Origin of the sequence: Micromonospora sp. NPDC005252, assembly GCF_042872475.1 — a bacterium.
Classification (GTDB): domain Bacteria; phylum Actinomycetota; class Actinomycetes; order Mycobacteriales; family Micromonosporaceae; genus Micromonospora.
Genome location: NZ_JBIAKN010000017.1, coordinates 18,489 through 32,715 on the forward strand (window position 1 = coordinate 18,489; position 14,227 = coordinate 32,715).

Sequence of the window (14,227 nt, forward strand, 5' to 3'; positions counted from 1 at the left end):
GCCCCCGTCGACGTGTTCAGTACCCCAGGCAGACGCATTCGGTCATCAACGCCCGCACGTTGCGCACGTACGACGGATTGGGGATGGCGAGGGGCTCGCCCTCCTGCGCCACCGCCCCGTGCCCGTAGTTGTACGCGGAGATGACGGCGTTGAGCAGGCAGGAGTCGAGTTCGGCGGTGCACAGGTCCGCGTCGAGTCGGAAGTCGGACTCGAAGTACATGTCGCCGATGTACTTGGTCAGCCAGGCCAGGTAGTTGGCCCCCAGGTACGCGTTGTCCCGGTAGTCGGCGATGTCGTAGCTCTGCTCGAACCGCTGGTTCATCCAGGTGGCGGTGCCCGGCATCACCTGCATCAGCCCGACGCCACCGTCGCAGGCGTAGATGTTGGACTGCCAGCCGCTCTCCTGCCAGGCGGTCGCCTTGACCAGGTTGAGCGGGATCTTGAGCTCCGGTGCGGAGCCGGGCCAGTACGTGCGGCTGGCGGCATCGGTCAGCGCCGCCTTCACGTCGGCGCGGCTCGCCTGGGTGCCCTTGTAGCTGGGCTTGCAGGACGAGGGGGCGGGCTTCGGCGGCGCCGGCGGGACCTGCGTCTCGGTGGGCGGCTTGGCGACCGCGCGCGGCTTCGGGGCCGCCGTCGTACGGGTCGGCTTCTTCGAGGGCGTCGGGGAGGCCGACGCGCTGCGGCTCGGGGCGGCACCCATCGCCGCCACCGCGCTCGGCGAGGGGCTCGGCTCGCCAGCGGCCTCGTCGACCGGGGTCTCCTCCGTCGGCGCTTCGGTGACCGAGACGGGGGCGGCCTGGTCCTGCGGGCGTTTCCCCTTACCGGCGCAGCCGACCGCCCCGCCGGCGAGCAGGAGCCCGGCGAGCACGAGTGCGCCCACCCGACCGGTCCGTTCATGCATGGTGGTCCTCCCCCGTCTGACAGTCGCCGCAGATTAGCAAGGTTCGACCGGACGACGGGGCCCCTGCGGCGGCCGGGCCGGGTCGGCCGGCTGCGCCCGGTCGCCCACCGCCCGGTCCCTGGTGGCCCAGGCGACCATGAACACCACCGTCCACAGCACCCCGAGCAGCACCGCCGCGGCAGTGCCGCTCGCCGTGTCCAGGCCGAGGTAGAGCCGTGCAGCGCCGACCCCGAGCACGCCCGCGGCGGCGGTCGTCCACGCGGCCACCGCCACCGGCCAGTGGGCGCTGCGCGACACCAGCCACGCCAGGGTGCACAGGCTCGCCGGGACCACGGCGTTCTGGGTCGAGAACGGGACGGCCTCGTGCCCTCCCGGACCGCCACCGGGCGTCGGCGTCAACTCGGCCACCACGGCCAGCACCACAAGCGGCACGAACGCGCCCACGGTGCCGACCACACTGAGCAGATCCGCGCGCCAGGGGCGATTCCGCCACGCCAGCACCGCCGCCACCAGAGCCACCAACACGATCAGCACCCACCCGCGTACCAGCGACACCACGACCAGTGTGGCGTCGGCGGCGTCCGGGGTCCGGCGGGCGGTGAACCAGGCACCGATCGCCCCGTCCAGCGCCGCCAGCCCGCTGTTGCGCACCACGACGGCGAGCAGGCCGGCGATGGCCAGCCCGGCGGCGAAGAGCAGCAGCAGCCCGGCGGCCAGGTTGAGCAGCAGCGTCCAGGCCGGCCCGATCCGCATGGCCACCAGGAAGAACAGCACCCCGTAGCGGGCGCTGAGCCAGCGCACCGGCGGCAGCGCGGCGGCCCGGGACAGCAGCGCGCGTACCGGGTCGGGGTTGCGGCCGAGCCACCGCCCGGAGAGCACCACCCCCAGCAGCCCCGCCAGCAACGCCAGTGCGGCGCCGGTGGCCCGGCCGAGCAGCCGGGAGACCGTGTCGTACGACTCACCGGCGAGGTGGCCGAGCAGCACCGAGCAGCCGACCCAGGTGACGATGCCGGCCACGTTCCACGGCGCGAACCGCCGGTACGACATGCCGGCGGACCCGGCCAGCCGGGGCACCAGGGTGCGGGCGAAGGCCACCCAGCGCGCCGCGAACACGCCCCGGCCGCCCAGCCGGGCGAGCATCGCGTCGGCCCGGCGCCACCGCTCGGGCCCGACCCGGTGGCCCAGCCCGGCACGCAGCTTCGGGCCGAAGCGCCGCCCGGCGCGGAAGGCCAGCGCATCGCCCACGAACGCCGAGACGATCATCGCGAGCAACGCCGGTCCGAGCCGCAAGGTACCGTTGTAGGTGAGGAAGCCGACGAGCAGCAGGGTAGCCTCACCCGGCACCAGCAGGCCGAAGATCACCGCGGTCTCGCCCGCCACGATCAGCGCGGCGACCAGGTAGATCCACAGGGTGGGCAGACCTTGCACCCAGGTCAGCAGGTCGTGCACTCAGGCCCCCGGGACACGGGAGCCAGCATGCCAGCCGGTGCAACGACCGGGACAGCAGTTTCACCATAGATCAGGGGCACCTGGGGGTGACCCCGACGCAGCCTGCGCGCGCGCAGGCGGAAGGATAGAGGGTATGCAGCTTCGCACCGACCTCCGCAACGTCGCCATCATCGCTCACGTCGACCACGGCAAGACCACCCTGGTCGACGCCATGTTGCGGCAGGCCGGGGCGTACGGCGCCCGGGGCGAGAACACCGAACGGGTGATGGACTCGGGTGACCTGGAGCGGGAAAAGGGCATCACGATCCTGGCCAAGAACACCGGTGTGCGCTACCTGCCGGCGGACGGCTCCGACCCGGTCACCATCAACATCATCGACACCCCCGGCCACGCCGACTTCGGCGGCGAGGTCGAGCGCGGCCTCACCATGGTCGACGGCGTGGTGCTGCTGGTCGACGCCAGCGAGGGCCCGCTGCCGCAGACCCGCTTCGTGCTGCGTAAGGCGCTGCAGGCCCGGATGCCGATCATCCTGGTGATCAACAAGGTCGACCGCCCCGACGCCCGGATCAAGGAGGTCGTGGACGACACCTACGAGCTCTTCCTCGACCTGGACGCCGACGAGGAGCAGATCGACTTCCCGATCGTGTACGCCTGCGCCCGGGACGGCATCGCCTCGCTGACCCAGCCCGCCGACGGCTCGGTGCCCGACGACAGCACCTCCCTGGAGCCGCTGTTCCGCACCCTGCTGGACACCATCCCGGCCCCCGCGTACGAGGATGGCGCTCCGCTGCAGGCGCACGTCACCAACCTCGACGCCTCGCCGTTCCTCGGCCGGCTGGCGCTGTGCCGGGTCCGCCAGGGCACGATCAGCAAGGGCCAGACGGTGGCCTGGTGCCGCACCGACGGCAGCACCCAGCGGGTCCGCATCTCCGAGATGCTGATGACCGAGGGCCTGGAGCGCAAGCCGGCCGAGACGGCCGGTCCGGGCGACATCATCGCGGTCGCCGGCATCTCCGACATCATGATCGGCGAGACCCTCGCCGACGCGGAGAACCCGGTCGCGCTGCCGCTGATCACCGTCGACGAGCCGGCCATCTCGATGACGATCGGCACCAACACGTCACCGCTGGTGGGCCGGGTCAAGGGCTCCAAGGTCACCGCGCGGATGGTCAAGGACCGGCTCGACAAGGAGCTGGTCGGCAACGTGTCGCTGCGGGTGCTGCCCACCGAGCGGCCGGACGCCTGGGAGGTGCAGGGCCGTGGTGAGCTGGCGCTGGCCATCCTGGTCGAGCAGATGCGCCGGGAGAGCTACGAGCTGACCGTCGGCAAGCCGCAGGTCGTCACCAAGGAGATCGACGGCAGGACCTGCGAGCCGGTCGAGCGGTTGACCATCGACGCGCCCGAGGAGTACCTGGGCGCGATCACCCAGCTCCTCGCGACCCGTAAGGGCCGGATGGAGCAGCTGGTCAACCACGGCACCGGCTGGATCCGGATGGAGTGGCTGGTCCCGGCGCGCGGCCTGATCGGCTTCCGCACCGAGTTCCTCACCGACACCCGGGGCACCGGCATCCTGCACCACGTCTTCGAGTCGTACGAGCCGTGGTTCGGCGAGCTGCGCACCCGCAACAACGGTTCGCTGGTCGCCGACCGGGCCGGCGCGGTCACCGCCTTCGCGATGATCAACCTGCAGGAGCGCGGCCAGCTCTTCGTCGACCCGACCACCGAGGTGTACGAGGGCATGATCGTCGGGGAGAACTCGCGCTCCGACGACATGGACGTCAACATCACCAAGGAGAAGAAGCTCACCAACATGCGGGCCTCGACCTCCGACGAGACCGAGAAGCTGATCCCGCCGCGCAAGCTCTCGCTGGAGCAGGCGCTGGAGTTCTGCCGCGAGGACGAGTGCGTCGAGGTCACCCCGACCGCGGTGCGCATCCGCAAGGTGGTGCTCGACCAGCAGCAGCGCGGTCGGGCCGCCGCCCGCCGCAAGCACGCCGGCTGAGGACACCAGCACCCGGCACCGGGCGCGTCGGCCGCTTGCGGCCGGCGCGCCCGTCCGCTTTCCGGCGGGGGTACGCGGGCCCGCCCGCCCCGTGATCAGCTACGGTCACCGGCATGACCTGGGATGATCTCGACGCCCATCTGGACCGGGTGCCGGGCACCGTCTCGGCGTACGTCTGTCGACTCGACGCGCCCCCGACCTGGACCCGCCACGCCGACGCCGGCCACTACGCCGCCAGCACCATGAAGGTGGGGGTGCTGACCGCGCTGCACTGCGCCGCCGAGGCCGGCACGCTGGAGCTGGACGCCGACGTCCCGGTGGTCAACGAGTTCGACTCGGCTCAACCCGGCGCGCCCCGCTTCTCCTGCGCCCAGCACTACGACAACGACGACGCCGTGTGGGACCGGCTCGGCGGCACCGCGCCCCTGCGCTGGCTCGCCGAACGGATGATCGTGCGGTCCAGCAACCTGGCCACCAACCTGGTCATCGGGCACGTCGGGTTGCCCGCGGTGGCCGAGGTGTGGAGGCTCGCCGGCGCCCGCAACAGCGTCACCGGCCGGGGCATCGAGGACTTCGCCGCCCGCGAGGCCGGCATCACCAACACCGTCACCGCCGCCGACCTGGCCGCCCTGCTGGGCGCGCTGACCAGCGGCGCCACGACTCCCGGCCGCCTCGCCTCGCCGGCCGGCTGCGCCGCCATGCTGGACGTGCTGCTCGCCCAGGAGCACCGCGAGGACCTGGCCGCCGGCCTGCCCGAGGGCACCCGCGTCGCGCTCAAGAACGGCTGGGTGCGCGGCGTGCGCCACAGCGTCGGCGTGGTGCTGCCCGACGACGCCCCGCCGTACGTCATCGCCGTGTGCACCACCACCGACCTGGCCGACAGCGACGAGGGAGTCGTCGACGGCGCCTGCCGCCTGATCGCGCACGTCTCGGCGCAGGTCTGGGCCGCCCGCCACCGGCTCTGAGGCCGGCGCCCGCCGATCCGGCTAGGCTGCTGCCACCCCCACCTCGGAGCCGCTGATGCCTCGCAGCCGTACCCTGCTCGTCGTCTTCCTGGTCGTGACGGCGGCGAACCTGCTGGCCAACGCCGTCGACAGTCCAGTGGCCGAGCTGCTCACCAAGCCGCTGCTGATGCCGCTGCTGGCCGCGTACCTCTGGCGGGCGGCCACCGAACGCGGCGCCCGGCCGGACCGGCTGGTGCTCGCCGCGTTGGCCTGCTCCACGGCCGGCGACGTGGCGCTGCTGGCCTCCGGCACCGGCTGGTTCATGGCCGGCATGGTCTGCTTCCTCGCCGCCCACGTCTGCTACCTCGTGGCCTTCACCCGGCACGGCGCCGCGACGCGGCTGCGTCGTCCGCCGCTGGTCGCAATGCCGCTGGTGTACGCGGTGCTGACCGTCGCCGCGCTGGCCTGGATGTGGGCGGGGCTGACCGAGGCCGGGCTGGCCGTGCCGGTGGCCGGCTACGCCGTCGCGCTGGCGGCGATGGCCACCACCGCCGTGACCCAGGGCTGGCGGGTCGGTGTGGGCGCCGCGCTGTTCCTCGGCTCCGATCTGCTGATCGCCGCCGGGGTGGCCGACGTGGCCCAGCCGCCCGGCGCGCCGGTGCTCGTGATGGCGACGTACGCGGCCGGCCAGGCATTGATCGTCATCGGGCGGGTCGCCCGCGCCGACGTGCCGCCCGGCGTGGCGGTCACTCCAGCAGTTGCGCCCGCAGCGCCGTGAGGACCTCGTCGGTCAGCCCCAACCCGTCGCGCAGGTAGCCGTCGAACGAGCCGTGCACCCGGCGCACCTCCTGGTAGGCGGCGTCGAGGTACTCGGCGCGAACCTCCAGCACCGGCAGCACCGCGTCGACGTCCAGGCCGGGCTGCCGGCGTCGCATCGCCTCGATGATCACCGCGCGGAGGCTGCCGGTCAGCGCGTTGTTGCGCAGGTACTCGGCGCGGATCGCGGCCTCGTCCACACCGAGCGCGGTGAGCAGGATGACGGTGAGCCAGCCGGTGCGGTCCTTGCCGGCGGAGCAGTGGTAGAGCAGCGGCAGGTTCTCCGACCGGGCGGCCAGCCGCACCGCCGCGCCGAAGTTGCCCCGGGCCGACTCGCCGGTGACGAACCATCGGTAGATCTCGGCCATCGCTCCCGCCGTGCCCTGCCGGGCCAGCTCCGCGTACGCGTCGAGGTCGTGGCCGAGCAGCACCGCCGAGACGTACGTGAAGACCGGGTGCTCCGGGTCGTGCACCGGCAGATGCACGACCCGCGGCTCGCCCGCCAGCCGATCGGTCGGGGCGAGTGCGATCTCCGCGGCGGCGCGCAGGTCGAGCACGCAGGCCGGCCCCAGCTTCGCGAGCACCGGCAGATCCTCGTCGGTGAGCCGACCCAGCGCCGGAGTGCGGATCAGCCGTCCGGCGCGCACCTTCCGGCCGTCGACGCCGCGCAGCCCGCCCAGGTCACGGGCGTTCGGCGCGCCCACCAGCTCCCAGTCCCGCACGACCATCCGGTGTCCCCTCTCGCCGCGTGCCTGCATATAGGGTGCCCCACATGACGATCTCGGCGGTACGCACCCACCGGGTTTCTGCCCCCTTACACACCCCGTTCGTCACCGCGCTGCGAAGTACCACCACCGTGGACACCCTGATCGTCGAACTGGTCGATGCCGACGGTCGGTCCGGCTTCGGCGAGGCGCCGCAGGTGTGGCAGGTCACCGGAGCGTCGGTCGCCGGCGCGCAGGCGTGCGTACGCGAACTGCTCGGCCCGCTGCTCACCGGACGTGACCCGGACGACCTGGTGGCCCGCTGCGCCGAGGTGCAGCGCGCGGTGGTCGGCAACGAGGCGGCGAAGGCGGCCATGGACGTGGCCCTGCACGACCTGGCCGCGCAGCGGCTGGGCGTACCCCTGGTGCGGTTGCTCGGCGGCACCACCCTGCGGGTTCCGACGGACGTCACCCTCGCCGCGGGCGACGCGGTGGACCTGGCGGCGGCCGCGCGCCAGCGGCAGGCCGACGGCTTCGGCGTGCTGAAGCTCAAGGTCGGCACGGACGCGGCCGGCGACCTGGACCGGGTACGGGCGGTCCGCGCGGCGGTCGGCGCCGGGGTCCGGATCCGACTCGACGCCAACCAGGGCTGGACGCCACGCGAGGCGGTCCGGGTGATCCGTGGCATCGAGGACGCCGGGCTGGACGTGGAGCTCGTCGAGCAGCCGGTGGCCCGCTGGGACCTGGACGGGCTGGCGTGGGTCAGCGACCGGGTGTCCGTGCCGATCCTGGCCGACGAGGCGGTCTTCGGGGTCCGCGACCTGGTCGAGGTGATCCGTCGCCGGGCCGCCGACCTGGTCAACGTCAAGCTGGCCAAGTGCGGCGGCCTGCAACCGGCGCGCACCCTGCTCGAGCTGGCCACCGCGCACGGGCTCGGCACGGTGGTCGGGTCGATGATGGAGAGTCAGGTCGGCATCGGCGCGGCGGCGAGCCTGGTCGCCGCGTACGGCACCACGGCGGTCGCCGACCTGGACGCCGCCTGGTGGCTGGCCTGGTCGCCGGTCCAGGGGGGAATCCGCTACGAGGGGCCGACCGTGGTGCTGCCGGATGCGCCTGGCCTGGGCATCTCCGGCCTGGCTGAAGTAAAGATGCAGGCCCGCGGTTGATGACCGTTGGTTTCTTTCATAGGGTTCCCCTGAACAGCCGACACGAGCTGGGGGTTGACGTGGAGCTGCAACCGGGCCGCGAGGCCATCGTCCGGGTCGCCGTCGCGACGCTGTGGTCCTCCCCCGAGGCGGTCCGGCCGGTCGACGGTCCCGCGCTCACCGCCGGCGCCGACATCCCGACCTGGGTTCGCGGCATGGACACCGACCAGCAGGTCGGCGACTGCGTGCTGAGCCAGCTCCTGCTCGGCGAACGGGTGCTGATCGACGAGCTGCGCCCGGACGGCTGGGCACGGGTCGTCGCCGTCGAGCAGCCGGCCGCCAAGCTCGATCCCCGCGGCTACCCGGGCTGGCTCCCCGCCGATCAGCTGACCACCGTGGATCCCACCGTCAGCGGCGACCCGCTGGTCGTGGACGCCACAGTCACCGGGCTGCACGCCGCCCCGGGCGGGCCGGTGGCGCTGGCGGGCGTCGTCGTCGGCACGCGCCTCATCCCGGCCGGCCCGGCCCGCGACGGCTGGCGAGAAGTCCACGTCCCCGGCCAGGCCACGCCGCTCTGGCTGCCCGACGGGCAGCTCGTCCCGGTGCCGACTGAGCCGCCCACCGCCGCCGACGCGCTCGCGGTGGCCCAGCGGCTGTTGGACGTCGCCTACATCTGGGGCGGGCTCTCCGCGTACGGCATCGACTGCTCGGGCCTCGTCCACCTGGCCTGGCGCCGGTTCGGCGTGCTGCTGCCCCGCGACGCCGACGACCAGGCCGTCGCCACGACCCCGCTGCCCCTCGGCGCGGAACGCCCCGGCGACCTCTATTTCTTCGCCCGCCCCGGCCGCAAGATCCACCACATCGGCATCGTCACCGCCGTCGCCGACGACCCGACGGACCGGCGGATGCTGCACGCCTGCTACCGGCGGCGACGGGTGCTGGAGGAACAGCTACCGGCCGATCGGGCCGCCACCCTCGTCGGCGTCCACCGGGTCTGACCGGTCGGGCCCCTCTTCGGGCCCGACCGGCGGTGATTCAGCGCCGGACCCCGGCCAGCTCGCGGCGCCGGTCCCGGGCGGACTTGACCAGGCTGGCGATGGTGGCGATGCCCAGCGTGCCGAGGATGACCAGCAGGGACAGCCAGATCGGGATGTGCGGCGCCCACCCGACGTGCTCCCCGCCGTTGATGAACGGCAGGTTGTTGTCGGCCAGCGCCTCCAGCACGAGCTTGACGCCGATGAAGCCCAGCACGACGGCCAGCCCGTAGCTCAGGTAGATCAGCCGGTCGAGCAGGCCGCCGAGCAGGAAGTAGAGCTGCCGCAGGCCCATCAGCGCGAAGACGTTCGCGGTGAAGACCAGGTACGGCTCCTGCGTGATGCCGAAGATCGCCGGGATCGAGTCCAGCGCGAAGATCAGGTCGGTGGTGCCGATCGCGATCATCACGATGAGCATCGGCGTGAACAGCCGACGCCCGTTCTCGTGGGTCATCAGCTTCGCGTCGTCGTAGCCCTTGGAGATCGGCAGCGCCCGGCGGCTCCACCGGATCAGCAGGTTCTCCGAGAACTCGTCCTCGTCCGGCTCACCCTGGCGGGCCAGGTTGACCGCCGTGTAGATCAGGAACGCGCCGAAGATGTAGAAGACCCAGGAGAACTGCGAGATCAACGCCGCGCCGGCGGCGATGAAGCCGCCGCGCATCACCAGCGCCAGCACGATGCCGATGAGCAGCACCTTCTGCTGGTACTGCCGGGGCACCCCGAAGCGGGCCATGATGATGACGAAGACGAAGAGGTTGTCCACCGAGAGGCTGTACTCGGTGAGCCAGCCGGTGTAGAACTGCCCCGCCGGACTGGCCCCGGCGGTCAGCCAGACGCCGACGCCGAAGAGCAGAGCGAGGCCCACGTAGAAGGCGACCCAGAGGCTCGATTCGCGCACGCTCGGCTCGTGCGGGCGCCGACCGATGATCAACAGGTCGACGAGCAGCACCGCAGACAGTGCGACGAGGGTCCCCGCCCACACCAATCCGGACACGTCCAACGTTCATTCCTCCGGCAGACACGCGGCGTCGGGCACACCGTACGCCCCCGTGGGGGCTGGCGTGCCGCTGTCGCTCACTCTGGTGACTGTCGGAGGTCTCTTCCGCCCCCGACCCGCGAACGGGACGGCGACCGACGAAGCCGGGTCGAACGCCGAGGTGCCGGCGATCGTCCGTGCTGACGACTTCGTCGCGGGGGAATACTCCCCTCCTCGATGACCATTGTTGCCCACCACTCGCCGTGATCACACCCCGGGCACCGGGTGTGAACGCGCACCCGGGTCGCCGGGAATACCGGCACACCCCCTCCGGCGTCCTAGGAGGCTAGTGTGTGGACGCCGCTACACCCGCACGCCCCTGCGCTCCTGGCCCGTGGGAGGCTTTGCGGCATGGTGCTTGAAGTCGCGCTGATCGACGTACTGCCCGGACACGAGGACGCCTTCGTCGCCGCGTACGCCCAGGGTCACCCGGTGCTCGCCGGGACGCCCGGTTGCCGGTCGGTGCGGATGACCCGGGGCATCGAGTCCCCGACCCGGTTCGTGCTGCTTGTCGAGTGGGACTCGGTCGAGGCGCACGAGAAGAACTTCCGGGACACCGAACGGTTCGCCCAGTGGCGGGCGCTGATCGGGCCGCACTTCGCCGGGCCACCGTTGGTCGAGCACTTCCTCGACGTATCAGCCTGACGGAAGCTGTCGTACCCCGCGGTTATCGTGCCTTGCGCACGCGCCGGTCGCCGGCCCCGACGGGCTCGGGGGCGCCGGGTCCGGGGGCCGCGCGGGCGGCACCGCATCGGCCCTCACTCGCCGACGCGGCGGGCCAGCGCGGTGACCGTCTCCTCCGGTGACAGGGCGGCCGCCAGCAGCGCCTCCGTCATCCGCTCGTACCGGTCGACGTCGAGCACGGTCGCCAGCCGGACGTCGGTGGTCAACGCCTCCAGCATCACCGTCCGCGGATCCGCCGGGTCGGGGAAGGCATACCAGGAGTACGGGGTGAGCGGGTGCAGGCCGCTGCCGGCCGCCCCGCGGGGCAGGAGTCGCACCGTCACGTGGGCCAACCCGGTCACCGCCACCAGGTGCCGCAACTGCTCACGCCAGACCTCGACCGGCAGGTCAGCCGGGTCGCACACCGTCTCGGCGAGCACCGCCGTGTAGCGCGGCGGCTCGGCCCGGCGCAGCACCTCCTGCCGCAGCGCCCGGGCGCGCACCTCCGCCTCCACGTCGATTTCCGGCGCGAGCAGAACGCCGGCGGCGACCCGCGAGCGGGCGTACGCCGGCGTCTGCAGCAGCCCCGGCACGACCGCCGGCTGGTACTCGACGATGTCGGCCGCGCCCGCCTCCAACTCGGCGTAGATGCGCTGCCGCTCGCCCATCTCGCCGAGCGTCTTCCACCAGCCGCGGCTGGTGGCCGCATCCCGCGCGATCACGATCAGGGCGTCGCGGGCCGACGCCGGCACCTGGTAGATGTCGAGCAGGTCCAGCACGTCGGCGAGATCCGGACGGCTCTGCCCCAGCTCGATGCGGGACAGCTTCGACGTCGACGCCCAGCCCAGCCGGTCGCAGACCTGCTCCAGGGTCAGCGCCTCGCGCCGACGCAACTGGCGCAGCTCGGCGCCGAGCCGCGCGCGTCGAATGACAGGACTTGTTGGCAACGGCATCCCGGCCTCCCCATCGAGGGAGCGTACGCAGGACGATCACCCAGTGCAATACTTCGCTTGCGCACCGCAATCGAACGGTCGGCCGGCGGGCCGGGCGAGGACGCCCCACACCTGCCGTTCGGGCAGCCCGGCCCGCGCCGGCCGGGCCGCCCTCACTTCACGCCGGCGGCGTCCATGCCGCGTAGCTCCTTCTTCAGGTCGGCGACCTCGTCGCGGATCCGCGCCGCCAGCTCGAACTGCAGCTCGCGGGCGGCGGCCAGCATCTGGTCGTTGAGCTCCTGGATGAGCTGGGCGAGGTCGGCGCGAGCCATCCCCTCCCGGGACGGGGCGGTGGCGGTGGACCGACTGCGGCTGCGGGTCTCCTTGACCGGCGCCTTGCCCCGGGAGAGCTGACGCGCCGCGCCGCCGACCCGGGAGTTTTCGGTGTCCTCCGCCTCGCGGTAGATGTCGTCCAGAATGTCGTGGATCTTTTTGCGCAGCGGCTCCGGACTGATCCCGTGTGCCTCGTTGTGCGCGATCTGCTTGGCGCGACGTCTGTCGGTCTCGTCGATCGCCGCCGCCATCGACGGGGTGATCTTGTCGGCGTACATGTGCACCTGGCCCGAGACGTTCCGGGCCGCCCGCCCGATGGTCTGGATCAGCGACCGGCCGCTGCGCAGGAAGCCCTCCTTGTCGGCGTCGAGGATCGCGACGAGCGACACCTCGGGCAGGTCCAGACCCTCGCGGAGCAGGTTGATGCCGACCAACACGTCGTACTCGCCCTTACGCAGCTCGCGCAGCAGCTCCACCCGGCGCAGGGTGTCGACCTCGGAGTGCAGGTAGCGCACCCGGACGCCGTTTTCCAGGAGGTAGTCCGACAGGTCCTCGGCCATCTTCTTGGTCAGCGTGGTGACCAGCACCCGCTCGTCGCGGTCGGTCCGCAGCTTGATCTCGTGCATCAGGTCGTCGATCTGCCCCTTGGTCGGCTTGATCACGACCTGCGGGTCGACCAGCCCGGTGGGGCGGATGACCTGCTCGACGAACTCACCCTGGGCCTGTTCCAGCTCCCACGTGCCCGGGGTCGCCGACAGATAGACCATCTGGCCGACCCGCTCCAGGAACTCGTCGAAACGCAGCGGCCGGTTGTCGGCGGCGCTGGGCAGCCGGAACCCGTGGTCGATGAGCATCCGCTTGCGGGAGGCGTCACCCTCGTACATGCCGCCGATCTGCGGGATCGTCACGTGCGACTCGTCGACCACGGTGAGGAAGTCGTCCGGGAAGTAGTCGAGCAGGGCGTGCGGCGGGCTGCCGGGCAGCCGCCCGTCCATGTGCATCGAGTAGTTCTCGATGCCGGAGCAGAAGCCCACCTGCCGCATCATCTCGATGTCGTACGTGGTGCGCATCCGCAGCCGCTGCGCCTCCAGCAGCTTGCCCTGGCGCTCCAGCTCGGCCAGCCGCTCGGCCAGCTCCACCTCGATGTCGCGGATCGCCCGCTCCATCCGCTCCGGGCCGGCCGCGTAGTGCGTCGCCGGGAAGATCACCAGCTGGTCGACCTCACGGACCACGTCACCGGTCAACGGGTTGAGGTAGTAAAGCTTCTCCACCTCGTCGCCGAACAGCTCGATGCGGACCGCCAGCTCCTCGTACGCCGGGATGATCTCCAGCGTGTCGCCGCGGACCCGGAAGGTGCCCCGCTGGAAGGCCATGTCGTTGCGGGTGTACTGGATGTCGACCAGTCGGCGCAGCAGCTGGTCGCGGTCCAGATCCTGCCCGACCTCGACCCGGACCGCCCGGTTGAGGTATTCCTCCGGGGTGCCCAGACCGTAGATCGCCGAGACGGTCGCCACCACGATCACGTCGCGGCGGGTGAGCAGCGACATCGTCGCCGAGTGCCGCAGCCGCTCGACCTCCTCGTTGATCGAGGAGTCCTTCTCGATGTAGGTGTCGGTCTGCGGAATGTACGCCTCGGGCTGGTAGTAGTCGTAGTACGAGACGAAGTATTCGACCGCGTTGTGCGGCAGCAGCTCGCTGAACTCCTTGGCCAGCTGCGCGCAGAGCGTCTTGTTCGGGGCGAGCACCAGGGTGGGGCGCTGCAGCCGCTCGATCAGCCACGCGGTGGTGGCGCTCTTGCCGGTGCCGGTCGCGCCGAGGAGCACCGTGTTGCGGTCGCCGCGCCGCACCCGGCGCTCAAGGTCGTCGATGGCGGCCGGCTGGTCGCCGGCCGGCTGGAATTCACTGACGACCTGGAAGCGGCCGTCGAGCCGGGGAATGTCGAGCGCCATGACCTCAACGGTACGCCGCAGGTCCGACAGGTTCGGCCGTCGCGCATGGTGCGTGATCGGCTTCGATATTCCCATTGTGTGGCCCATGTCACCGGGGCTACCCTCTTCATGTAGGCCGCTCGCGGCGGCCGACCGGGCCGGAGGCCAGGCCGTCATCACGGCCGGCCGCCCCCGGCACAGCGGTCGCAGCACCCGGCTCGTCCGGCGTGCGCACCCGTGTGGTCGCGCTCGAGGCGCAGACCGGCCGCCGCGAGCGCCCCTGCCGCATCACCCCCTGCCGCGTCACCTCAGCTCGTCACCCCCAGCTCGTCACCCCGTG

The 14,227-nt window shown here is 72.0% G+C and carries 12 protein-coding genes; 6 read left to right on the forward strand and 6 right to left on the reverse strand.

Annotated features, from left to right (window positions below):
- Window positions 1-16 precede the first annotated feature (16 nt).
- On the reverse strand, window positions 17-901 hold the full coding sequence (locus tag ACFYPH_RS28690) for a transglycosylase SLT domain-containing protein (protein ID WP_387186140.1): 885 nt from the start codon (window positions 899-901) through the stop codon (window positions 17-19).
- A 33-nt stretch (window positions 902-934) separates the two neighbouring features.
- Window positions 935-2,350: a DedA family protein gene (locus tag ACFYPH_RS28695; RefSeq protein WP_387186143.1), complete on the reverse strand. Its 1,416-nt coding sequence runs from the start codon at window positions 2,348-2,350 to the stop codon at window positions 935-937.
- Window positions 2,351-2,483: 133 nt separating this feature from the next.
- Here ACFYPH_RS28695 and typA point away from each other — a divergent pair, with 133 nt between their 5' ends.
- The 3 genes from typA (at window position 2,484) to ACFYPH_RS28710 (ending at window position 6,074) form a co-directional block, all read left to right on the forward strand.
- On the forward strand, window positions 2,484-4,352 hold the full coding sequence (gene typA, locus ACFYPH_RS28700; protein ID WP_387186146.1) for a translational GTPase TypA: 1,869 nt from the start codon (window positions 2,484-2,486) through the stop codon (window positions 4,350-4,352).
- Window positions 4,353-4,465: 113 nt separating this feature from the next.
- Window positions 4,466-5,317, forward strand: coding sequence for a serine hydrolase (locus ACFYPH_RS28705; protein WP_387186149.1), 852 nt, complete (start codon window positions 4,466-4,468; stop codon window positions 5,315-5,317).
- A gap of 55 nt (window positions 5,318-5,372) precedes the next feature.
- A complete protein-coding gene (locus ACFYPH_RS28710) occupies window positions 5,373-6,074 on the forward strand; it encodes a lysoplasmalogenase (protein WP_355068207.1) in 702 nt (233 codons plus the stop codon).
- Here ACFYPH_RS28710 and ACFYPH_RS28715 read toward each other — a convergent pair.
- Window positions 6,043-6,840, reverse strand: coding sequence for a tyrosine-protein phosphatase (locus ACFYPH_RS28715; RefSeq protein ID WP_387186153.1), 798 nt, complete (start codon window positions 6,838-6,840; stop codon window positions 6,043-6,045). The two genes, ACFYPH_RS28710 and ACFYPH_RS28715, sit on opposite strands and share 32 nt — an antisense overlap.
- A gap of 44 nt (window positions 6,841-6,884) precedes the next feature.
- Here ACFYPH_RS28715 and ACFYPH_RS28720 point away from each other — a divergent pair, with 44 nt between their 5' ends.
- A complete protein-coding gene (locus tag ACFYPH_RS28720) occupies window positions 6,885-7,982 on the forward strand; it encodes a dipeptide epimerase (protein ID WP_354861414.1) in 1,098 nt (365 codons plus the stop codon).
- Window positions 7,983-8,041: 59 nt separating this feature from the next.
- Entirely contained in the window at window positions 8,042-8,959 is a 918-nt protein-coding gene (locus ACFYPH_RS28725; RefSeq protein WP_355068203.1) for an NlpC/P60 family protein, read from the forward strand.
- A 37-nt stretch (window positions 8,960-8,996) separates the two neighbouring features.
- Here ACFYPH_RS28725 and ACFYPH_RS28730 read toward each other — a convergent pair whose 3' ends face one another.
- Window positions 8,997-9,995, reverse strand: a complete 999-nt coding sequence (locus tag ACFYPH_RS28730) for a TerC family protein (RefSeq protein ID WP_387186156.1) — start codon at window positions 9,993-9,995, stop codon at window positions 8,997-8,999.
- 387 nt (window positions 9,996-10,382) lie between these two features.
- Between ACFYPH_RS28730 and ACFYPH_RS28735 the strand changes: the two genes are divergently transcribed.
- Entirely contained in the window at window positions 10,383-10,676 is a 294-nt protein-coding gene (locus ACFYPH_RS28735; protein ID WP_387186159.1) for an antibiotic biosynthesis monooxygenase family protein, read from the forward strand.
- A 113-nt stretch (window positions 10,677-10,789) separates the two neighbouring features.
- On the opposite strand, the gene ACFYPH_RS28740 is transcribed toward ACFYPH_RS28735, so the two are convergent.
- Window positions 10,790-11,647, reverse strand: a complete 858-nt coding sequence (locus ACFYPH_RS28740; RefSeq protein ID WP_363940083.1) for a helix-turn-helix transcriptional regulator — start codon at window positions 11,645-11,647, stop codon at window positions 10,790-10,792.
- A 152-nt stretch (window positions 11,648-11,799) separates the two neighbouring features.
- On the reverse strand, window positions 11,800-13,908 hold the full coding sequence (uvrB, locus tag ACFYPH_RS28745) for an excinuclease ABC subunit UvrB (protein ID WP_363940081.1): 2,109 nt from the start codon (window positions 13,906-13,908) through the stop codon (window positions 11,800-11,802).
- Window positions 13,909-14,227 lie beyond the last annotated feature (319 nt).

Bases quoted from the DNA above. Each gene is read 5' to 3' on its own strand.
- ACFYPH_RS28690 (WP_387186140.1), bottom strand. From the start codon at position 901: ATGCATGAACGGACCGGTCGGGTGGGCGCACTCGTGCTCGCCGGGCTC.
- typA (WP_387186146.1), top strand. From the start codon at position 2,484: ATGCAGCTTCGCACCGACCTCCGCAACGTCGCCATCATCGCTCACGTC.
- ACFYPH_RS28705 (WP_387186149.1), top strand. From the start codon at position 4,466: ATGACCTGGGATGATCTCGACGCCCATCTGGACCGGGTGCCGGGCACC.
- ACFYPH_RS28710 (WP_355068207.1), top strand. From the start codon at position 5,373: ATGCCTCGCAGCCGTACCCTGCTCGTCGTCTTCCTGGTCGTGACGGCG.
- ACFYPH_RS28715 (WP_387186153.1), bottom strand. From the start codon at position 6,840: ATGGTCGTGCGGGACTGGGAGCTGGTGGGCGCGCCGAACGCCCGTGAC.
- ACFYPH_RS28720 (WP_354861414.1), top strand. From the start codon at position 6,885: ATGACGATCTCGGCGGTACGCACCCACCGGGTTTCTGCCCCCTTACAC.
- ACFYPH_RS28735 (WP_387186159.1), top strand. From the start codon at position 10,383: ATGGTGCTTGAAGTCGCGCTGATCGACGTACTGCCCGGACACGAGGAC.
- ACFYPH_RS28740 (WP_363940083.1), bottom strand. From the start codon at position 11,647: ATGCCGTTGCCAACAAGTCCTGTCATTCGACGCGCGCGGCTCGGCGCC.
- uvrB (WP_363940081.1), bottom strand. From the start codon at position 13,908: ATGGCGCTCGACATTCCCCGGCTCGACGGCCGCTTCCAGGTCGTCAGT.